The organism is Listeria sp. LM90SB2 (assembly GCF_028867355.1).
GTDB lineage: Bacteria > Bacillota > Bacilli > Lactobacillales > Listeriaceae > Listeria > Listeria monocytogenes_B.
Genome location: NZ_CP046449.1, coordinates 1,035,297 through 1,056,166, shown reverse-complemented (window position 1 = coordinate 1,056,166; position 20,870 = coordinate 1,035,297). Strand labels below are relative to the sequence as shown.

Below are 20,870 nucleotides of genomic sequence, written 5' to 3'. Positions count from 1 at the left end.
CACTATACTACCAAATTTTATCGCAAACCGCACGTATAACGCAAGGGTTCTGGAAATATTCAGAAAAAGAAATTATTTTAAATTAACCTAAAAGACATGATTTGTTCTACTTTGCCGTTATTTTATCCAAAAAAAAGACTATAAAAAGGGATTAACCTTCCTACAGTCTTTGATAATTAAAATTCATTTTTCCGATTAGCAGTAGCACTGATAATCATTTTTGTCGCTCGTACGATGGTTTTGTGGCGATTGAAACCTTTAACGCATATTGTTTGATCACCAATTGTTGCAAATACTTCGCCCCATGAACCACAGGGATTAAAGCCATAAGCATGTATTTTTAGCAAGCCATCTTTTGTTGGAAAAAAGAGAGCTTCGTATTTACCTGGTTTAGTCATATCCGGTGGCCCCTTCCGCATTGAAGTAATCATTTCTAACTGAAAATGATTATCATTATTAAAACTATCTTATAGTATTCTACATAAAAGTGCAAGGTTTTTTAGGTATATTTTCAGACATTTTGCTTTTCTTCCTTTTTAAGCTATAATGGAATGAAATCACGAAGCTTACTCCCACCTGATTTTCACGGGATTTTCTTATAAAGAAAGGTGACGAAAATGACAAAATCTATTCGACCAGAATTACGCGATATTCAAGTAAGTGGTATCAGAACTTTTAATACACGAGTGACGGGTATTCCTGATATGATCCGTTTAACACTTGGCGAACCTGACTTTCCAACGCCTGAGCATGTCAAACAAGCGGCCATTTCAGCAATAGAAGAAAATTTCACCAACTATACACCCAATGCCGGGATGCCAGAATTACTCGAAGCAGCTTCCACTTATTTTCATGAAAAATATGACTTGTCCTATAATAATAAAGAAATTATCGTTACTGTCGGCGCTACAGAGGCTATCTCCGTTGCCTTGCAAACGATTTTGGAGCCTGGGGATGAAGTTATCTTACCAGACCCTATTTATCCAGGTTACGAGCCTCTAATTACGTTAAATAGAGCGCACCCGGTTAAAGTTGATACGACCGAAACTAATTTCAAATTAACACCTGAACAATTACGAGCACATATCACACCAAAAACTAAAGCACTTATCATTCCTTATCCATCCAATCCGACCGGTGTTACACTCTCTAAAAAAGAACTTTTCGCATTAGCAGAAGTACTAAATGAAACAGGTATTTTTGTCATTGCTGATGAGATTTACAGTGAATTAACTTATCACGAGGAGCACGTGAGCATTGCGCCTTTACTAAGAGAGCAGACAATCGTTATCAACGGTTTATCAAAATCTCACGCAATGATTGGTTGGCGAATTGGCTTTTTACTTGCACCAGAAGCCCTTACACAAGAAATGTTGAAAATCCATCAATATTCGGTTACTTGCGCAAGTTCCATTTCCCAAAAAGCAGCACTAGAAGCTCTTACTAACGGCAAAGACGATGCTTTTCAAATGCGAACTGAATACAAAACACGCGCTAATTTCACTCAAGATCGACTAGAAAAAATGGGCTTTACTGTCATCCCGCCAGATGGTGCATTTTACTTCTTCGTCAAACTTCCCGATGAAATAACCGAAAATGCTTTCGATTGGGCTGTAAAACTTGCTGAAGAAGCCAAGGTTGCAGTTGTTCCTGGAAATGCTTTTTCCGAAAAAGGCGATCGTTACTTCCGTCTTTCTTATGCTACTTCCTTTAATAATCTTGCTGAAGCATTAGATCGAATGGCTCAGTTTATAGCAAAATAAAAAAACATCCACTAACTTAAATTAGTGGATGTTTTTTTAACGATAATATTTAATGAGCGCTTGCGTCCCTTCTTCACTCAAACCTTGTTCAGCTAGCGTTTGATACATTTTTTCAGCTAAAGTTAGCCCAGGAAGTTCTAAGCCCATTTGTTTTGCTTCTGAGATTGCGATTCCCATATCTTTTATAAAATGCTTAATAAAGAAACCCGGAGAAAAATCATCCTTAAGTACACGTGGAATCAAGTTTGCAAGCGACCAACTGCCTGCTGCACCACCTGAAATTGAATCGAGAACACTTGATGGATTAAGTCCAGCCGCCTCCGCATAAATGATCGCTTCAGTCACACCAATCATGTTGGAAGCAATTGCAATTTGATTCACCATTTTGGTATGTTGTCCAGCACCTGCATCACCTTGCAGAATCACACTGCTACCAAGAATGTCAAAAATTGGTTTCACTTTTAAAAATACGTCTTCAGATCCTCCTACCATAATTGCGAGCGTGCCATTTTTCGCGCCTATGTCGCCACCTGAAACAGGAGCATCGAGTACACCGATTCCTTTTTCACGGCCAAATTCAGCCATTTTTTTAGCTAATGCCGGTGAGGAAGTTGTCATATCGATTGCTACTGTGCCAACCGCTAAATTTTCTAAAAAGCCATTTTCGCCTAAGTAAAGCTCTTCCACATCTTTTGGATAACCAACCATTGAAATTAATATATCCACTTTATTAGCCAATTCTCCTGGTGTTTTTATCCATAGTGCTCCTTTTTCAAGTAAATCTTCTGCTTTTGTTTTTGTGCGAGTATACACCAATACTTCATAACCAGCCTCCAGTAAATGCCCTGCCATACTCGAACCCATTACGCCTGTACCAACAAATCCAATTTTCTCCATCAGGCTAACCTCCTATCTAAAAGTAACACCTATAATCGCTAAAAACGCAAAAAACAATAGTAATAAACCAAGTAAGACCATATGTACTTTTTTATACATTACAGTAATAGCAATAAATTCTCGAATTAACGCATTAGGCATATAGTATAAAGCTGTTTTTGCACCAATCCCTTGACTCTTCAAGCCCGCTTTTCTTGCATAAATACCTGCTCTAAATAAATGAAAATTATTCGTTGAAAATAAACTATTATAGTTTGACATAATTGCATCCATTTTTGCCTTTGAAAATTTCATATTTTGCAGTGTATTAACGGATTGATCTTCCATAATAATAAAATTTTCATCAATGCCTTTTTCTATTAAATAACCTCGCATCGCTTCTGCTTCTGAAATAGTTTCATTAGCACCTTGTCCACCAGATACGATAAAAGTAGCTCGTTTGCCTTTTTTGGCGTATTGCTTGTCGTAGAACTTAATAGCGCGATTCAACCGACTAGCAAGCAATGGAGGTACTCTATCACCGCCTATCAGACCACTTCCTAGTACAATCAGAAAATCTTGATTATATCTTGGGAAATTAAATTGATAGAGAAAAGTCGATAAAAGAAACGATAAAAATAAAAAGGAAAAATAACCAACTAATGCCACAATAAAAACTACCACAATCCCAAGAATCGGACTACCTGTTTTTAAAATACTACCGAACCATGTAATAATAAGTGCTAAAATGCCTAAACCAATAATTAAAGGAAGCATATTGGCTAATTTACGCCCTTCACGTTTCAACATTAATCGTCCATTTACAATGAGCATCGTTGCTATCCCTACAACAAAAAATGGAATAAGTAAAACTAATAAAAGTAACACCGTCCCCATAACCGAGACGAGTAGTTCATTCCCTTTTGAAAAAGTAGCATAAACCACCGAAAGCACAGAAAAAAATAGTGCCATTGTCAAAATAATCCCATTGCTAATACGTCGTCTATCTATAAACGACAAGACAATGAACAGAAGCAGAAAAAAACCTGCTAATAGATAGATAACCAATCTTGTTGCCCCCTTTTAAAACTAACTGTATTTCCAATTATACTTGGGCGGAGGCTATTTCACAACATAAAAAGACCTAGACAACAAAATTGTCTAGGTCTTTATTCAGATATTATTCTGCAGTATATTTTTCAACTAATTCTACAACTTCTTCTGCTGTAGATTTATTTAAAGCTTCTTCCGCTAATTTCACCATTTCAGATTGATCTAAACGTTTGATTAACGAACGAGATTTAAGAATGCTTGAAGCACTCATTGAAAATTCATCTAAGCCTAGGCCTAAAAGAAGTGGTACAGCCGTTTGATCTCCAGCCATTTCTCCACACATACCAGTCCATTTGCCCTCTTTATGAGAAGCATCGATAACCATTTTGACTAAACGTAAAATGGATGGATTGTATGGTTGGTAAAGGTAAGAAACGCGTTCATTCATACGGTCTGCAGCCATTGTATACTGAATTAAGTCATTTGTTCCGATAGAGAAGAAATCAACTTCTTTCGCAAATTGATCAGCAAGAACAGCAGCAGCAGGAATTTCAATCATAATTCCAAGTTCGATGGAATCAGATACTTCTGTTCCAGCAGCTTTTAGTTTTGCTTTCTCATCTAGTAAAATATCACGCGCTTGACGGAATTCATTTACTGTTGCAATCATCGGGAACATAATTTTTAAGTTACCATATACACTTGCGCGAAGTAAGGCGCGAAGTTGTGTACGGAATAATTCTTCATTCGCAAAACAAAGACGGATTGCACGGAATCCTAAGAATGGGTTCATTTCTTCAGGAAGTTCTAGGTATGGTAATGTTTTATCGCCACCGATATCTAATGTACGAACAACCACAGATTTTCCGTCCATTCCGGAAACTACTGCTTTATAAGCTTCGAATTGCTCTTCTTCTGTTGGGAAATTGTCGCGACCCATGTACAAGAATTCTGTACGATAAAGTCCAACTGCTTCCCCACCGTTAGAAATAACACCTTCTAAATCATTCGGAGTTCCGATGTTTGCTGCAAGCTCCACGTGAACGCCGTCTTTAGAAACGGTTTTTTCATTTTTAAGTTTATCCCATTCTGCTTGTTGTAAAGCAAAATCAGATTTAATTTTTTCATAGTGAGCGATTTGTTCTTCTGTTGGGTGGATGATAACATTACCTTCCAAACCATCAATAATAACAATATCGTTTTTCGCTACGCTAGCAGTAACTTCTTTTGTTCCAACTACTGCTGGAATTTCAAGAGAACGTGCCATAATAGCGGAGTGAGAAGTACGTCCACCAATATCCGTTACGAAACCTTTAACAAAGTTACGGTTAAGTTGTGCGGTATCGGAAGGCGTTAAATCAGCTGCAACAACAACTACTTCCTCATCAATTAAAGCTGGATTAGGAATAGTTACACCTAGTAAGTGAGAAAGAACACGTTTACGTACATCTTTAATATCCGCTGCACGTTCACGCATGTATTCGTTGTCCATAGATTCAAACATACCAATAAACATGTCTGTCGTTTCTTGTAAAGCTGTTTCTGCATTCGTTTTAGAATTTTTGATACTTTCTTCAATTGGTCCTGTTAATTCAGGATCATTTAACACTAGAAGATGCGCGTCAAAAATTTGTGCCTTATCTTCGCCTAAGTCTTTAGCAGCTTTCTCACGAATCATTGAAAGTTCTGTTCTAGAAACTTCTAACGCGCTTTCAAAACGCTTTACTTCACTCTCAACATCCGTAACTTCTGTTTTTTCATAGGAAAGATCAGGTTCAACGAGCAGATAAGCTTTCGCAATGGCAATCCCATCAGATGCTGCGATACCTTTCAACTCTTTAGCCATTATTCAGCCAATCCTTCTTTCTTAAGAACTTCAGTTAGTCCTTCAATTGCTTCTTTTTCATCGCTACCTTCAGTGTAGATAGTAATGTCAGCGCCTTTACCAATACCAAGAGACATAACGCCCATGATTGATTTAAGGTTTACTTTTTTGCCAGTGTATTCAATTTGAACGTCAGAGCTGTATTTACTTGCAGCCTGCACCAATAGAGTTGCCGGGCGTGCGTGAATTCCTGTTTCATCGATTACTACAAAACTTGCTTGTTCCATAATTTACATTCTCCTTTGTAAAGAAATTTGTTGTAACCTTTTAAGCCGAAAAAACTTCAGCCAAAAAGACTATCCCTCAATTAAAAAGAGTACCATGTTTTACCTATTGTTACAACTATTTGATTAAAAATTTTTTAGAATGTTTTTTTGCAGAGCACCTTATTTCGCTCTTTTTAAATAGAAAAAATAGAACGTTTTTTTAAATTTATCTCTAAATTGTTTCTGTTTTGAATTAAATAGCACTTTTTAATGGCTTATAGTTGATTTTAATAGGTTTTTAGTGCAAAATTTAAGGAAGGTTCAAAAATGCATACATTCTTTTTCAGCAAGATAGACGCAACACCGAAAATTGAAGGAGTGATAACAATGGCAAAAGCACATGTTGGAGACATTATTGAATTTAAGGATGGCCTTACAGGAATCGTTGAAAAACTCAATGAGAATTCCGTTATAGTCGACTTAACTTATATGGAAAATTTTAAAGATTTAGGTATTGAAGAAAAAACAGTGGTTAACCACAAGAATTACCAAATTATTCATTCTGTAGAAGAAGATGATGAAGTTGAAAATGTAGAAGAAACAGAAGAATAAAAAAACAGAATAGTTTTTAAGCGCGCAAAAATAAAGCATTTCCGAGTGATAATGCTCTATATTTTTGCGTTTTTTATATGTATATAAACGGGGTAAAGGAGCGTTTGAAATTGGAAAGTAAAAAGAAAATTGCCATTATAGGAGCTGGACCTGGTGGGTTGGCGGCCGGTATGCTATTAAGTCAACTAGGTTATCAAGTAAACATCTATGAAAAAAATGATCGAATTGGTGGAAGAACGGCGTTACACAGAATGGGTAAATACTCATTTGATGTCGGACCTTCTGCACTCACCATGACGCATGTTTTGACTTCTCTTTTTATGGATTGTAATCGTAATATTTTGGATTATGTTTCGCTTTTACCAATCAATCCAATTCATACGCTTTATTTTAAAGATATCACCTTCCCGCTTTATAGCGATCAATCTGAAACAAAAGCGGTTATCCAAACTTACTTTCCTGGCGAAGAAGCTGGTTTTGAACGCTTTATGAAAGAAAACACGAAAAAAATGCTATATATTTCGCCGCTCAATCAATTTAATTATAGTTCTTTATTTGATTTTTTCCGCCCTACAACTTTGCGTGCTATACCTAGTTTGACACTTGGACGATCGTTGATGGATGATTTAGCAAGATATTTTAATAGTAAGTACCTTCGCATCGCTTTTTCCTTACAGATGCGGTATTTAGGCATGTCACCATGGGATATTCCAGCTGCTTATAGTATTATTCCTTTTTCCGAATATTATTATGGAACCTTTCATCCAATTGGTGGGCAAAATAAAATTGTCGAAGCGATGCAACAAGTAGTTACAGAAAATAAAGGGAAGTTTTTCTTCAATTCCGAGGTGACAGCATTTGAATCGAATGGTAAAGAAATAACTGGCGCTGTTCTTGCCAATGGAAAAACAATTGAAGCAGATTATTATTTCACCAATTTAGATTTCATTTATTCTTTAACAAATGAGCATCCAGATAAATTGGACAATAAAGAATACTCCTCTTCTGCCTTTATCCTTTATCTTGGTTTAAAAACAGTGTTACCTTTTTCGCATCAATCAATTATTTTCCCTGAAAATTACCGAGAATTTGCGCATAATACAATGCATAAAAAAATCCTCTCTAAGGATATCGCTATACATTTGACTAATCCTTCTGCAACTGATAATACAATGGCGCCAATTAATCATTCTAGTATTCGAATTATGGTTCCTGTGCCTAACAATACGAGTAATATTGATTGGAAAAAAGAAACACCTGCTTTTCGTCAATTAGTGCTAGAAACTATCAAAGAACGGTTAGATTTACCAGATTTAGAATCGCAAATTGAAGAAGAATATATCATTACACCGATAGACTGGGAAAAGAAATATCATGTTAAACACGGCGCGATCTTTGGTTTACAGCATTTATGGCGCCAGCACGGTTACTTACATCCCTCCAAAAAATCGCCTACATTCAAAAACTTATTTGTAATTGGTGCAGGCGCGATGTCGGGTAGCTCGCTTCCATTTATTATTGAAAATGCGCAAATCGCAACCCAGAAATTTTTACAAAAAGAAAAGAAATCCGAGTAATCATTCGGATTTCTTTTTAGGCTGCGCTTCTTTTTCCAAACTGAAAAAATAACAAGCAGTGAAAATAATATTAGAAACGATAATAATCGCAATAGATGTCCATAAATCAAGGTAAAAGGACAAAAATACGAAAAAGGCAATAATAATCCAATAAACGATGACAATTTCTGATTTTAAATCTGGATATTTAAGACGCTCCCAACTATCCGTTAAACTCAAAATAAAGTAAATCATTAAATGTAAAATAAGTCCTAAAAGCCACCAATTAATAAAGTCAGATAACTGCAAAATCGTGAAGCCGTTTTGCGTAATGTAAAGTTGTTTTGATTGCATTGTAATTGGTTCGATTAAAACCTCAAAAATCATTACCATCGTTGCTGCGATAAACGAATAAATACCTCCACGAATCCAGTCAATATTAATTTTCAATGTAATTTCCCGAGCGATAATATGCGTCCCGGCAACCATTCCGACCCAAATAAAGCCCATTGTAATAGGAATTCCGTAAACACTTCCACCTAACGTTGAACCAATATATTCATCTGTATAACTTAGTTGCATCCATTCAATACATGTACTGACAACAAAAATAAGTAGCGTAATAGCAGAACCAAGCCATTTACCATATTGCATAATAAAGAAAACAGCCGCAAAAACACCAGTAAATACTAAAAATAGTGATTGAACTGCAGTTAGCTCTGGTGGAATAATGTGTAAGGATACTAACAAAACGCTACCTAAAAACCAGAATATATAAATCCAAAGTAAAAATTTGTAGTTTTTTTCTAACATCTATGAACCACTCCTATTTTTTCATTATATAGGATTTATTAAATTCCACAACTTTTATCTTATCTTTTGTTTAATTGTTGCCAAACGATTTCATTTGTTTTAAAGTAGTATGAGAAGTATTTGTTAAGAAGAGGTGTAAAGTATTTTGAAAAGCATCAAGATCGATTATAAACTTGTACTGGGCCTTGTTTTATGCGCCCTACTCGTTATACTAACATATCAGTTCCCACGTGTTTTTTGGTATTTATATGGAGCTGGGATGTTATTTTTACTTAGTTTTGTGATTTTTAATGATGATTTAAAAAAAGAGTTTTCGTTCGTTAAAGGCATTTTGCCAGGTATTTTTTCCGGAATTGTCCTTTATATTATTTTTTACATAGGCGCTTTTATTATTAAAGTAATGCCAGGCGGTCTAGAAAATTCTGTAGAAGCTGCTTTTAATAAGTATTCGACGCATTCTTTGATAATTTGGCTACTGCTTATCGTGGCCATTATCCCTGGAGAAGAAATTTTCTGGCGCGGCTTCGTATTAAAACGATTAAACCATTATTTCAATCCTTGGTTTTCGAATGTTTTTGCAGCGTTACTATGTATGGTAATGATGTTCCCAAGTGGCAACTTTGCAGCGATTATCGGTATCTTTGTCGCTTCGCTCGTATGGAATATCATGTACTCCTATCGCCCAAGCCTACTCATGCTATATTTATCGCATCTAACCTTTGCGTTTTTGTTACTCGCAGCCTTACCAATTTATTAAAAATAGCACAAAAACGCTCCTTTTTAGGGGTGTTTTTTTTATAAAAAAAAATAAGCAAAATACTTGAAAGTCAAAATAGGTCAGTATATAATAAAGTCATAAGGTCAAAGATAGTCAAAGTCAAGACCTTTCATTTCTCATTTTTAAAAGGAGGAAATTATATATGAACTGTGAAAAATGTAATCAAAATCCAGCAACAATCCAACTATATATGAATATTAATGGCAAGCGTGTAGAAATGCCGCTTTGTGCCTCTTGTTATGCAGAAGTTAGAAATCAAGCAAACTTTGGGGCGAATGAGTTCCCAGGAGCAAGCGGTTCCCCGTTTGACGATATTTTCCGTCAATTAAGTGGTGCTGCAAACCAAGCAAACCGTGAACAAAGAAACCAAGCACAAGTACAAACACAAACTGCTGGTGGCGGCAATGGTTTACTAGATGAATTTGGAACAAACTTAACAGATATGGCGAAAAATGAGCAACTCGACCCTGTCATCGGTCGTGACAAAGAAATTAAACGCGTCATTGAAATATTAAACCGCCGTAATAAAAATAATCCAGTCTTAATTGGTGAACCAGGTGTTGGTAAAACAGCTGTCGTCGAAGGACTTGCAAATGCGATTGTCGCAGGAGAAGTTCCAAGCAAATTAATGAACAAAGAAGTTATCTTATTAGATGTCGCTTCACTTGTTTCTGGAACAGGGATACGCGGTCAATTTGAAGAACGCATGAAACAACTGATTAAAGAACTACAAGAACGTAAAAACACGATTCTCTTTATTGATGAAGTGCATACGATTGTTGGGGCAGGTTCCGCAGAAGGCTCGATGGATGCAGGAAACATTCTAAAACCAGCTCTAGCTCGTGGCGATTTACAAATGATTGGTGCTACTACACTAAAAGAATACCGCACAATCGAAAAAGATGCCGCACTTGAGCGCCGTTTCCAACCAGTAACTGTAAGCGAACCATCCACAAAAGAAACGCTAACTATTTTAAATGGTTTAAAACCAAAATATGAAGATTTCCATGAAGTAGTTTATTCACCAGAAGCACTAACAGCAGCAGTTGAATTAAGCGCTCGTTATATCCAAGATCGTCATTTGCCAGATAAAGCAATTGATTTAATGGATGAAGTTGGCTCGAAATATAATCTATCCATTGAAAAACTGGACGAAAATACGGTGAGCGAACGTGTTGCCCGTTTAGAAGATGAAAAAAATCAAGCTCTTCAAATGGAAGACTACGAAAAGGCAGCCAAAGTTCGTGATGAAATTACTCGCTTAGAAGAAAATAAAACAAATAACTCCTTCTCAGAGCGTCCAGTCATCCAAGCATCCGACATCCAAGCAATTATTGAAGAAAAAACAGGTATTCCAGTAGGACGCTTACAAGAAGACGAGCAATCTAAAATGAAGAACTTAGAAAGTAACTTAACTGGAAAAGTCATTGGTCAAGAAGATGCTGTAAGAAAAGTAGCTAAAGCAATTCGTCGTAGCCGTGTTGGCCTCAAATCAAAAAATCGCCCAATTGGTTCCTTCCTATTTGTTGGACCAACTGGTGTCGGAAAAACAGAACTTGGACGCACGCTAGCTCGTGAATTGTTTGGTACTAGTGAAGCGATGATTCGTTTAGACATGAGTGAATTCATGGAAAAACACAGCGTCTCTAAATTAATCGGTTCCCCTCCTGGCTATGTTGGTCACGAAGAAGCTGGACAATTAACAGAAAAAGTTCGTCGCAATCCGTATAGCATCATTTTGTTAGACGAAATCGAAAAAGCACATCCAGACGTTCAACATATGTTCCTGCAAATTTTAGAAGACGGTCGACTAACTGATTCACAAGGACGTACAGTGAGCTTTAAAGATACAGTCATCATTATGACAAGTAACGCTGGCGCAACTGACACAGAAGCTTCGGTCGGCTTTAATACAACAACCGAAGCAAAACTTGAAAAAGGTTCTGACATCTTAGCAAAATTAGGCGCATACTTCAAACCAGAATTCTTAAACCGTCTAGACAGCGTCATTGAATTTAAATCCCTAGAAAAAGACGATTTAGTACAAATCATCGACTTAATGCTCGTTGATTTAAATGAAATGCTCGCTCAAGAAGATGTGACAATCGATGTTTCTAAAGAAGTAAAAGAACATTTGATTGACCTTGGTTATGACCCTAAATTCGGAGCACGTCCACTACGCCGGACTATCCAAGAACACCTAGAAGATGCGATTGCCGACAGTCTAATTGAACAACCAGAAGCAAAACATCTTGTTGCAACCCTTAACGAAAATAAAGAAATTACTATAACAGAACAAGTAACAGTGTAATAAAAAAGGCTTGAGTTAACTTAAACTCAAGCCTTTTTCTAATGCAAGTAAATATTGTTTCTTATCTACATCCGCCCCGTTATAGCCCCCAAGTTCTCCATTACTTTTCACGCATCTGTGACATGGGATAATAATCGGAATTGGGTTAGCGCGATTCGCTTGTCCTACTGCTTGCACAGCTTTAGGGCTACCTGCTGAAATCGCAATGTCTTTATAACTCACAACAACCCCATACGGAATTTCACTCAATGCTTGCCAAACCTTTTGTTGAAAATCGGTTCCTTTAAGGAGCACCGGCAAATCAAAATGCTCTCTCTTGCCTTCAAAATAGTCATCTAGTTGGATAGTTAATGCTTGAAAAAGTTCTTTTTCTATTATAGTTCCTTCTAGAAGTTCCCAATTTTTGGGCTCGTCATACGAAATATTCCTAATCCACTTTTCATCTATAGTTATAAATAAATCACCCACTGGCGATGATTTTTGTTGTTTTAGCATTCTGTCGCTCCTCTCCCCTTAAGTTATTATTCTAAAGATAGCACTTCCCTCTTCCATTCGCAACTAGCTGTCATGCCCTGTTAATATTTGATACTTTTTGTTACTTAACTGTTGGATAAGCGTTACAGAATTCAGGGTAAAATAAACAATAGTTTGTCAACATAGAATAGAAAGGACTGTTTTTTATGGAACAAACCGCCTTAAAGCGGGAAAGTTATTTCGACAATGCCAAGTTTATTCTAATTTTTCTAGTTGTTTTCGGACATTTTCTCCAAACATTTATCGCGGATTATGCGGGTGTTCGTGTGCTTTATATTTATATCTACACGTTTCACATGCCTGCTTTCGTGCTAATATCCGGATTTTTCGCTAAAAGTTTTGGTAAGCCCGGTTATTTAAAAAAGACGATGAAAAAGCTCATTTTACCTTATGTGTTTTTTCAGCTAATATATAGTATTTTTTATTATTTTCTTTTAAGTAAAGACAATCTTTCTATCCAATTCCTTGATCCTGAATGGTCACTTTGGTTTTTACTAAGTTTGTTTTTCTGGAATATAATGTTATTTATTTTTGCAAAAATAAAGCCTTGGAAGTCGATTTGCATTGCTCTCTTCGTTGGATTGGTTGCTGGCTATTTTGATATTATTGGGGGGTATTTGAGTTTATCTCGGACACTTGTTTTTTTCCCGTTTTTCTTAGTTGGCTATTTTTTAAAGAAAGAACATTTTTATTACCTTAAAACGCATTTTGTCATGATTCTCGGGGGCATTTTCATTGTTTTACTTCTATCATTTATTACATTTCACCCTAACTTAAATGATAAATGGTTTTTAGGTTCTAAGCCTTATGCAAACTTTGTGGAAGTAAAGTCGTTAGGTCTATTCATTCGCGCACTTGTCTACTTGATTAGTTTTGGTTCGATTGCGGCTTTTTTCAGTTTTATTCCTAGAAAGAGGTTATTTTTCACTAAATGGGGTAAAAATACTTTATATGTTTATTTGTTGCATGGCTTCTTTATTAAGTTTTTTCGTGAAGGTAGTCAAACTGACTTTCAATATAGCCCATCAACATTTTTACTTCTATTCGTCGTTACTTTTGTTTTAACGGTATTATTATCAAGTCGATTGGTAAAAATATTCGTTCAACCGGTAATCGAACTTAGGGTATCTATGCTGCGAGATGTGTTTAGCCGCTTAACAAAACGGGAAAGTTATTAAACGTATAGATAGAAAAAGGAGGTTGTATTATGGGTTCAAGAAAACCAGAAATTATTATCGGATTAATTGGCTCTATCATTGGGATTCTAGTTGGCTTTTGGATTATTAATTATGGAGATTCAGTCACAGATTATATACAAACATTTACTTATTTACCTGGTGAATTAGGTAACGAGTTAGCAAATCTAGGGTGGATTACATTAATCGCATCTGTAGTTGCATTAATTGCTTCCCTTCTAATCAAATCAGCTCCACGTGGTTGGGGTGTTATCTTAGTAATTATCGGTATCGTGCTCTTCTTCGTTATCGGAACTGCTTGGATTATCTCCGGAATCTTAATCACTTTAACTGGTTTAATGGGTATTTTCAGACGCCCCGTTCCAAAATCAAAATATTAAAAATCACCTCTTGGTCATTTTGATCAAGAGGTTTTTTCATGGACAAAAAAGCCATTCTGCAATCAGAATGGCTTTTATATTAACCTGTAATAATTTTCTCTTTTGGTAAACGAATCGCATTTTTAGGTTGATTTTTATTTCTTAAACTCAGCATTGAGTACATAATACCAACGCGCCCAATAAACATTAATGCAATAATAATAATTTTACCCGGCGTAGATAAATCTGGTGTCAAACCTACAGAAAGCCCTGTAGTACCAAACGCCGAAAAGACTTCAAAAATGACGGCAATTAACGAGGCGGTCTCTGTTTGCATTAAAACGACTATAGCCGATATACTCAAAAACCCTGCTACTAACGTGACCGCGAGTGACTTCCGCACGTCTTCTTGATGCAATTCCCGACCAAAAATGTACACATGCTTTCGACCGCGAATAACCGAATAAATGAATAAAATCGTAATTGCAAAAGTTGTCGTTCGAATCCCACCACCAACAGAACTTGGCGATGCTCCAATAAACATTAAGAAGGAAACGAGCAACAACGTAGAGATTGACAACGCCCCACTATCAATCGTTTGTAAGCCTGCGCTACGTGAAGTTGCAGATAAGAACATCGAATTAAAGAACCCGAAATCCCAACTTTTCCCACTAAAGAAATGATGATATTCAAACAGCCAAATAAGTAAACCACCCACAATTAAAAGCACAAAATAAGTTAGCGTCGTTACTTTCACGAAAAGGGAAAAGCGAAACGGAATTAACGTATTTTTTTCAAATAAAAATCTACGTGTTTCAAGCAATACAGGAAAACCTATCGCACCTGCAATAATCAACAGAATCGAAATAAATTGAACGAAATAATCATTGGCAAAGGGCATTAGCGATTTACCGGTGATATCAACCCCCGCATTGGTCACGAGTGAAACAGAATTATATAATCCTTGGAACATCGCGTCCCAAAAATTCGGATACAGCGGAATAAAGTAAATCCCTAAAATCAAGGCTCCAATTAACTCAATACCGAAAATAAGCACTAGAATCTCACGAAGCATCCGGACCATCCCGCTCATTGTAAATTGGTTAGTATCCGTCATAATTAATTGACGTTGTTTTAAGCCAATCCGTCTTTTTAAAATCAAATAGAAAAACGTACTAATCATCATAACACCAAGTCCACCAATTTGGAAAATCGCCATTAAGACCCAAATTCCAGCAGTACTATAAGTCTGGCTAACGTCTACTGTTGCAAGCCCGGTAACACTAACCGAACTCGCTGCTGTAAATAGAGTATCAATAAACGACACCTTGACCCCTTTTTGTAGAGTGAACGGTAAGCTTAAGACGATGGTAGAAATCGTAACCGCAATAAAATAATACGCGATAATTACTTGAACGGGCGTCATACGTGCTAACACCAGTTTTAATCTTCTGCGCAATTTTACTTCCTGATCATATTCAAACTCTTTTGGTTTTCTTCTCTTTTTTTCTCGCAATGATATAACCACCCAAACCTATTATTATCATAACCGACCAGAATGTCAGCTTCCAAACCGCTGAATCCGGAAAATCTTCTGGAATAATTGCTACAGAAGGATGTGCTAGCGTTAGAACCGCCATTTTCACACCAACCCAACCAACAATTAAAAACGCTGCTGTTTCAAGTGTAGGGTAACGCTCTAATAATTTAACCACTTGTGTGGCTGCAAAACGAATTACGACAAGTCCTGCGATACCACCAAGGAACATCACGATAAATTGCCCACCGTTCATTCCCCCAATATCAAAATTCCCTAAATCTGGCAAAGTAACTACTAATGCTGCTGCAGCTAACATGGAATCCAGTGCAAAAGCAATATCTGTCAATTCCACACGAGCTACTACACCCCAAAAGGAAGTTGATTTGGCTTCTGATGCTTCTTTGACTTCTTCTTGTTTACCTTTTTTAAGGCGCCACATGTGCTTAATTGCTAAGTACAATAAATAAACCGCGCCGATAGCTTGTATTTCCCAAATTTTTACTAAAAATGAAATTAAAAATAGTGCAATAAAACGAAAAACAAAGGCACCTACTAACCCATAAAACAAGGCTTTTCGTTGTTTATCGTGCGGTAAACCTTTAACAATTACTGCCATAACTACGGCATTATCTGCGGAAAGAATTCCTTCAAGTACTACTAAAACAAGGAAAACTAACGCATATTCGCCCCAAATAGAAACATCCATTCCTCATTCACCATCCTTCTACTCTATCATAAAATTATGTTTTCAGCATCTGGTTGTACGTAAAACCAGAAGTACAAATATGCACTTCTGGTCTATTAAAAATTATTTAGTTGTTTCTGCTTTTTTCTTACTACGATAGGAAACGAACCATCCCCATATAATAATAAGAATCATCACACCCCAGAAAATTAATTTCCACAGTGTTGACTCAGGGAAGCTGTGTGGAATTACCCCAAGACTTGGATGAGCTAGTGTATAAATAACAAGCTTCACGCCTACCCAACCAACAATTAAAAATGCGGCTGTTTCGAGGCTTGGATAACTTTTTAGTAATTTAACAAATTGTGTTGCTGCAAAACGAATAATAATGAGGCCGACAAGTCCACCTAAGAACATAATCGCAAATTGCCCGGTATCAATTCCTCCAATGTGTCCCCATCCTGTTTCTGGAAGAGTAATGGCAAGTGCTACTGCCGCAAGCATGGAATCAATCGCAAACGCAATATCGGCAATCTCTACTTTTAGAACTGTCATCCAAAAACCAGAGCCAGCTTTTTCCTTCTTCTCTTTTTCTCCGTCTTTTCCTTTTGCATGTTTCCAAATGTGACTAATAGCGATATATAGTAAATATGCGGCACCAAGCGCTTGAACTTGCCAAACATTTGCCAAAAAGGAAATTAAGAATAATGCGCCAAAACGGAAAACAAAGGCACCCATCAATCCGTAAAATAACGCTTTTTTCTGTTGTTTATCTGGGAGATGTTTGACCATCACAGCCATAACCACTGCATTATCTGCTGCTAAAATCCCCTCAAGACCGATTAGGACAAGTAACACCCAACCGTACTCTAAAATCATTGCTGTATCCACTAATTCTTTTCCTCCTTTGTTCTATTAAAATGTCAAAGATCTCCTATTTTGAAGAAACAAAAAAGCGAGACCTGCCCGTAAAGGCAAAGGTCTCGCTAACATTTAAAATTAAATGTGATAAAACCGATGATATCTCTATCATGTAATGACGACTTTATCCTGATTAAAAAGCTAATCAGCGCTACTCCCCTCTGACATTTGTCAAAGAACGATATATGATTACCTAGAGAATAATACCATAATATAGAACTTCTCGTCAACTAATTTTTCTCACAAACTTTTTAAACGGCTAAGTCTTTCGTTTTTGCGCTACTAGCTATTTTGACATTGTGGATTGTGAATAGTGTCACACCAATGATACATGTCAGAATTTCAGTCGCTGTTAAGGACCAAATCACACCCATAAGTCCGAAATAATGTTGTCCTAAAATGATGACTGGGATAAAAATGATGCCTTGTGAAACAGACATAATCGTAGCCGGAATCGCTTTCCCAATCGCTTGAAAAGTACTCGTAAACAGACCCGTAAATCCACTGAAAAGAGAAGATATCAACATCGCAACCATAATATGCACACCAAGCGTTATCACACTTTGACTGTCACTAAATAGATGCATCACTTGGAAACGGAAGAGGAATACCAGGCTCGAAAGTAAGAGCACAATAAGCCCGATACTAATTGCAGTAGCCCGTATTGCTTTTTCAAACCGCGCAATATTACCCGAACCATAATTATAAGCTAACAGCGGAATAATCCCCATGTAAAGTCCCATACAAATAAATTCAGGGAGCTGCACCACCCGAAGCGCCACGCCAAAACCTGCAACTACTCCTTCCCCGTAAATCATCGAATAATGATTTAAAACGAGCGTTGTCACAATGAGGAATAACGATAAAAGCAACTCTGAAACACCAATTTTAAACACATTTTGAACGATTTCTTTTGTTGCTTTAAACCATTTAAAACGAATCGATAAATAATCACTTTTCTTCTCTAAATACCAAGCATAGTAAATCAGCGAAAATAAACTTGCTAATCCTACCGAAACTGCGGCCCCCACCACATTAAAATCAAAATACAAAATAAGCAATGGATCAAATACTAAATTAACAACTGTAGCAATTATCATTCCGTTCATAGAAACCCGCGAAGCTCCCTCAGACCGAACCACCTGTTCTAAAGCAAAATTCGCAATAATAAACGGGCTACAAATTAAAAGCGCCAACGTATAATTTTTCGTGTGTAAAAAGCTCGTTGCATCTGCCCCAAGAAAATAAGTAACTGGATTAATCAAAAAGCCAAGTAAGATGGCGCAGATAATTCCTAATACTAAACTTCCATATAAAACAAAGGCGGATACTTGTTTTGCCTTTATTCCCTCTTCTTTCCCAAGCAAGCGCGAAATATACGTTCCACCACCTACTCCAAACATATTACCAATCGCCATCAAAACGGTGAACATCGGTAATCCAAGTGTCACCGCGGTTAACATCGACGTATCATGCAACAAGCCTATAAAGAACGCATTGATAATGTTATATATGACCCCTACAGACATTCCAAGCATCATCGGAATAGATAAATGTGCTATCGCTTTAGGAATGCTCGCTTTTGTTAAATAATAATTATCTGAGTGTTTCATTTTGGTTCCCCCTCAAAATTAGTTAGAACTCTAACTATATAGTTAAATTTTTTTATTCCGTATTGTCATCAATTTTACTAAGTAGATCAATAAAGATTTTATACTCGTCAGCGGAAAGGATTTTTTTCGCTTTATCATCTTCACGCGGGAAGGATTCATTAAATTCGTCCACTATTCGTTTACCTTCTTCTGTTAAAGTGACTACTTTTTCTCTGCCATCTCGAATGCTTGGTTTACGAGAAATTAATTCTTTTTTCTCGAGTCCTTGAATGAGGCTAGTAATACTTGCGCCACGCGTTTGGAAGATTCGCTGAAGATCTTTTTGGATAATTTCATTTGCCGCATTATCATTTAAAAACCCTAGAACTCTAGCTTGTTGAGTTGTCAGCCCAAATTGAGCTACTTTTGCGTCCATTTTCCGTTTGGATTTAATCATAATCGAACGAATTAACGTATCCATCGTTTTCTCTCTTCTCACGAGTATTCCTCCTTATTAATTAGAATTCTAACTAATTATAGCGCGTTTCAAAAAATTGTCAAGCAAAAAAACAACCTATTTGCGAAAGTACAAATAGGTTGCAGCTATTATAGTAATGAAGTTAATTCGATATCTGGATTTTTATCATTAAACCAATTAATTGCGAATTCATTTTCAAATAAGAATAACGGTTGGTCGAAGCGGTCTTTTACGAGCATACTTCGAGCGGTGGATAGTTTTTCATCCGCATCTTCTTCTTTGACCCAACGAGCGATTTTTTTGCCGATTGGTTCCATCCGAATTTCTGAATTATATTCGCCACGCATTCTGTGTTCGAATACTTCAAATTGCAACTGACCAACAGCCCCAATAATGTATTCTTCCGTGCGCCACGTTTTAAATAATTGAATCGCACCTTCTTGAACAAGTTGCTCGACGCCTTTATGGAAATGCTTTTGTTTCATAACATTTTTCGCATAAACACGCATAAATAATTCTGGGGTAAACTGCGGAAGTTTTTCAAATTCAAGTTTTTTACTTCCATTAGTAATCGTATCGCCAATTTGGTAATTTCCCGTGTCGTACAAACCGATAATATCACCAGCTACCGCACGATTAACAGTTTCCCGGTCATCCGCCATAAACTGCGTTGAGTTAGCAAGCTTCATACTTTTGCCCGTTCGCGTTAACGTAACATTCATGCCGCGTTCAAATTCGCCTGAACAAATTCGAATAAAGGCAATCCGGTCCCGGTGAGCAGGATTCATATTCGCTTGGATTTTGAAAATAAAGCCAGAAAACTTCGGATTATCAGCTTCAATCACGCCCTCATTCGATTCATGACTTGAAGGAGATGGCGCAAAATCAACAAATGTACGTAAGAAAGTTTCTACACCAAAATTAGTTAAGGCACTTCCAAAGAATACTGGTGTTTGTTCACCGGCAATAATACGTTCCCGGCTAAAATCATTTCCAGCCTCATCAAGTAACATAATTTCTTCCAATGCTTGATCATAATAAAGTGATTTTTGAATAGCATGTGCTTCTTTCAAATCACCATCTTCACCAAGTGGCAAGAAACGCTCATCTTCCTCTGAACGATATTGTTCAATCACACGATGATAGCGGTCATAAAGCCCAGCAAGCTCTTTCCCCATACCAATTGGCCAGTTCATTGGATACGATTCAATGCCAAGAACTTCTTCTAATTCAGCAAGTAATTCAAGCGGCATTTTCCCTTGACGGTCCATTTTATTAATAAAAGTAAAAATTGGAATCCCGCGCATCCGACAAACTTTGAAAAGTTTTAGCGTTTGGGCTTCAATCCCTTTCGCAGCATCGATAACCATAACTGCACTATCCACTGCCATCAATGTCCGGTACGTATCCTCACTGAAATCCGAGTGACCCGGTGTATCCAAAATATTAATTCTTGAACCATTATAATCAAACTGCATCACAGAACTCGTTACCGAGATACCACGTTGTTTTTCAATTTCCATCCAGTCACTTGTCGCAAACTTGCCAGATTTCTTTCCCTTTACAGTCCCAGCTGAACGAATAACGCCACCGAATAATAATAATTGTTCCGTAATCGTCGTTTTCCCAGCATCCGGGTGAGAAATAATCGCAAACGTTTTGCGTGAAGCAACTTCTTTTTGCAAATCTTGACTCATTGTTATTTTCCTCCT

The 20,870-nt window shown here is 36.9% G+C and carries 20 protein-coding genes and 1 riboswitch; of the genes, 7 read left to right on the top strand and 13 right to left on the bottom strand.

Translation table 11 applies throughout. The features are described 5' to 3' along the window. Positions 1 to 176 precede the first annotated feature (176 nt). The gene (locus tag GL301_RS05195; RefSeq protein ID WP_003726553.1) at positions 177 to 398 is read right to left on the bottom strand and encodes a hypothetical protein; all 222 of its coding nucleotides are present in this window, start codon (positions 396 to 398) and stop codon (positions 177 to 179) included. Positions 399 to 617: 219 nt separating this feature from the next. Between GL301_RS05195 and GL301_RS05190 the strand changes: the two genes are divergently transcribed. Continuing rightward, complete coding sequence (locus tag GL301_RS05190; RefSeq protein ID WP_003726552.1) at positions 618 to 1,763, top strand: aminotransferase class I/II-fold pyridoxal phosphate-dependent enzyme; 1,146 nt, start codon at positions 618 to 620, stop codon at positions 1,761 to 1,763. Between the two features lie 36 nt (positions 1,764 to 1,799). Here the strand turns inward: GL301_RS05190 and GL301_RS05185 are convergent, their stop codons facing one another. The 4 genes from GL301_RS05185 to GL301_RS05170 all read right to left on the bottom strand — a co-directional run bounded on the left by GL301_RS05185 (position 1,800) and on the right by GL301_RS05170 (position 5,804). Next, on the bottom strand, positions 1,800 to 2,660 hold the full coding sequence (locus GL301_RS05185; protein WP_003726551.1) for an NAD(P)-dependent oxidoreductase: 861 nt from the start codon (positions 2,658 to 2,660) through the stop codon (positions 1,800 to 1,802). Between the two features lie 12 nt (positions 2,661 to 2,672). Continuing rightward, entirely contained in the window at positions 2,673 to 3,707 is a 1,035-nt protein-coding gene (locus GL301_RS05180) for a YdcF family protein (protein WP_003726550.1), read from the bottom strand. Positions 3,708 to 3,819: 112 nt separating this feature from the next. After that, positions 3,820 to 5,538: a phosphoenolpyruvate--protein phosphotransferase gene (gene ptsP, locus GL301_RS05175; protein WP_003722867.1), complete on the bottom strand. Its 1,719-nt coding sequence runs from the start codon at positions 5,536 to 5,538 to the stop codon at positions 3,820 to 3,822. After that, a complete protein-coding gene (locus tag GL301_RS05170) occupies positions 5,538 to 5,804 on the bottom strand; it encodes a phosphocarrier protein HPr (RefSeq protein WP_003719221.1) in 267 nt (88 codons plus the stop codon). Before GL301_RS05170 ends, ptsP begins: the two co-directional genes overlap by 1 nt. A 306-nt stretch (positions 5,805 to 6,110) precedes the next feature. Here GL301_RS05170 and GL301_RS05165 point away from each other — a divergent pair, with 306 nt between their 5' ends. Both GL301_RS05165 and GL301_RS05160 read left to right on the top strand, forming a co-directional pair. Beyond that, a complete protein-coding gene (locus tag GL301_RS05165) occupies positions 6,111 to 6,395 on the top strand; it encodes a YkvS family protein (protein WP_003726549.1) in 285 nt (94 codons plus the stop codon). 104 nt (positions 6,396 to 6,499) lie between these two features. After that, entirely contained in the window at positions 6,500 to 7,972 is a 1,473-nt protein-coding gene (locus tag GL301_RS05160) for a phytoene desaturase family protein (protein ID WP_010958833.1), read from the top strand. Here the strand turns inward: GL301_RS05160 and GL301_RS05155 are convergent, their stop codons facing one another. Then, positions 7,973 to 8,764, bottom strand: a complete 792-nt coding sequence (locus GL301_RS05155) for a carotenoid biosynthesis protein (protein ID WP_003727046.1) — start codon at positions 8,762 to 8,764, stop codon at positions 7,973 to 7,975. Positions 8,765 to 8,909: 145 nt separating this feature from the next. Here GL301_RS05155 and GL301_RS05150 point away from each other — a divergent pair, with 145 nt between their 5' ends. Continuing rightward, the gene (locus tag GL301_RS05150; protein WP_003727047.1) at positions 8,910 to 9,521 is read left to right on the top strand and encodes a CPBP family intramembrane glutamic endopeptidase; all 612 of its coding nucleotides are present in this window, start codon (positions 8,910 to 8,912) and stop codon (positions 9,519 to 9,521) included. A 163-nt stretch (positions 9,522 to 9,684) separates the two neighbouring features. Beyond that, positions 9,685 to 11,853 carry an ATP-dependent Clp protease ATP-binding subunit gene (locus GL301_RS05145; RefSeq protein WP_003727048.1) on the top strand — a complete coding sequence of 723 codons (2,169 nt, stop codon included), beginning with the start codon at positions 9,685 to 9,687 and terminating at the stop codon, positions 11,851 to 11,853. Between the two features lie 15 nt (positions 11,854 to 11,868). On the opposite strand, the gene GL301_RS05140 is transcribed toward GL301_RS05145, so the two are convergent. Beyond that, positions 11,869 to 12,348: a methylated-DNA--[protein]-cysteine S-methyltransferase gene (locus GL301_RS05140; protein WP_003726452.1), complete on the bottom strand. Its 480-nt coding sequence runs from the start codon at positions 12,346 to 12,348 to the stop codon at positions 11,869 to 11,871. Between the two features lie 185 nt (positions 12,349 to 12,533). Here GL301_RS05140 and GL301_RS05135 point away from each other — a divergent pair, with 185 nt between their 5' ends. Then, positions 12,534 to 13,565, top strand: a complete 1,032-nt coding sequence (locus tag GL301_RS05135) for an acyltransferase family protein (protein ID WP_003726451.1) — start codon at positions 12,534 to 12,536, stop codon at positions 13,563 to 13,565. 29 nt (positions 13,566 to 13,594) lie between these two features. Continuing rightward, positions 13,595 to 13,963, top strand: coding sequence for a DUF4064 domain-containing protein (locus GL301_RS05130; RefSeq protein ID WP_003722859.1), 369 nt, complete (start codon positions 13,595 to 13,597; stop codon positions 13,961 to 13,963). 79 nt (positions 13,964 to 14,042) lie between these two features. Here the strand turns inward: GL301_RS05130 and GL301_RS05125 are convergent, their stop codons facing one another. From GL301_RS05125 to GL301_RS05100, 6 genes are all read right to left on the bottom strand, one after another. After that, a complete protein-coding gene (locus GL301_RS05125; RefSeq protein WP_003726450.1) occupies positions 14,043 to 15,368 on the bottom strand; it encodes a TrkH family potassium uptake protein in 1,326 nt (441 codons plus the stop codon). A gap of 52 nt (positions 15,369 to 15,420) precedes the next feature. Further along, positions 15,421 to 16,188: a TerC family protein gene (locus tag GL301_RS05120; protein WP_003726449.1), complete on the bottom strand. Its 768-nt coding sequence runs from the start codon at positions 16,186 to 16,188 to the stop codon at positions 15,421 to 15,423. A gap of 102 nt (positions 16,189 to 16,290) precedes the next feature. Further along, complete coding sequence (locus GL301_RS05115; protein WP_003727052.1) at positions 16,291 to 17,058, bottom strand: TerC family protein; 768 nt, start codon at positions 17,056 to 17,058, stop codon at positions 16,291 to 16,293. A 97-nt stretch (positions 17,059 to 17,155) separates the two neighbouring features. After that, positions 17,156 to 17,260, bottom strand: a riboswitch (yybP-ykoY riboswitch). Positions 17,261 to 17,339: 79 nt separating this feature from the next. Next, the gene (locus GL301_RS05110) at positions 17,340 to 18,701 is read right to left on the bottom strand and encodes an MATE family efflux transporter (protein ID WP_021496694.1); all 1,362 of its coding nucleotides are present in this window, start codon (positions 18,699 to 18,701) and stop codon (positions 17,340 to 17,342) included. Between the two features lie 52 nt (positions 18,702 to 18,753). Next, on the bottom strand, positions 18,754 to 19,179 hold the full coding sequence (locus GL301_RS05105) for a MarR family winged helix-turn-helix transcriptional regulator (protein WP_003740532.1): 426 nt from the start codon (positions 19,177 to 19,179) through the stop codon (positions 18,754 to 18,756). Between the two features lie 107 nt (positions 19,180 to 19,286). Then, entirely contained in the window at positions 19,287 to 20,855 is a 1,569-nt protein-coding gene (locus tag GL301_RS05100; protein WP_003727054.1) for a peptide chain release factor 3, read from the bottom strand. Between the last annotated feature and the right edge of the window lie 15 nt (positions 20,856 to 20,870).

Bases quoted from the DNA above. Each gene is read 5' to 3' on its own strand.
- GL301_RS05190 (WP_003726552.1), top strand. From the start codon at position 618: ATGACAAAATCTATTCGACCAGAATTACGCGATATTCAAGTAAGTGGT.
- GL301_RS05135 (WP_003726451.1), top strand. From the start codon at position 12,534: ATGGAACAAACCGCCTTAAAGCGGGAAAGTTATTTCGACAATGCCAAG.
- GL301_RS05155 (WP_003727046.1), bottom strand. From the start codon at position 8,764: ATGTTAGAAAAAAACTACAAATTTTTACTTTGGATTTATATATTCTGG.
- GL301_RS05195 (WP_003726553.1), bottom strand. From the start codon at position 398: ATGACTAAACCAGGTAAATACGAAGCTCTCTTTTTTCCAACAAAAGAT.
- GL301_RS05130 (WP_003722859.1), top strand. From the start codon at position 13,595: ATGGGTTCAAGAAAACCAGAAATTATTATCGGATTAATTGGCTCTATC.
- ptsP (WP_003722867.1), bottom strand. From the start codon at position 5,538: ATGGCTAAAGAGTTGAAAGGTATCGCAGCATCTGATGGGATTGCCATT.
- GL301_RS05185 (WP_003726551.1), bottom strand. From the start codon at position 2,660: ATGGAGAAAATTGGATTTGTTGGTACAGGCGTAATGGGTTCGAGTATG.
- GL301_RS05170 (WP_003719221.1), bottom strand. From the start codon at position 5,804: ATGGAACAAGCAAGTTTTGTAGTAATCGATGAAACAGGAATTCACGCA.
- GL301_RS05120 (WP_003726449.1), bottom strand. From the start codon at position 16,188: ATGGATGTTTCTATTTGGGGCGAATATGCGTTAGTTTTCCTTGTTTTA.
- GL301_RS05140 (WP_003726452.1), bottom strand. From the start codon at position 12,348: ATGCTAAAACAACAAAAATCATCGCCAGTGGGTGATTTATTTATAACT.
- GL301_RS05100 (WP_003727054.1), bottom strand. From the start codon at position 20,855: ATGAGTCAAGATTTGCAAAAAGAAGTTGCTTCACGCAAAACGTTTGCG.
- GL301_RS05125 (WP_003726450.1), bottom strand. From the start codon at position 15,368: ATGACGCCCGTTCAAGTAATTATCGCGTATTATTTTATTGCGGTTACG.
- GL301_RS05110 (WP_021496694.1), bottom strand. From the start codon at position 18,701: ATGAAACACTCAGATAATTATTATTTAACAAAAGCGAGCATTCCTAAA.
- GL301_RS05145 (WP_003727048.1), top strand. From the start codon at position 9,685: ATGAACTGTGAAAAATGTAATCAAAATCCAGCAACAATCCAACTATAT.
- GL301_RS05165 (WP_003726549.1), top strand. From the start codon at position 6,111: ATGCATACATTCTTTTTCAGCAAGATAGACGCAACACCGAAAATTGAA.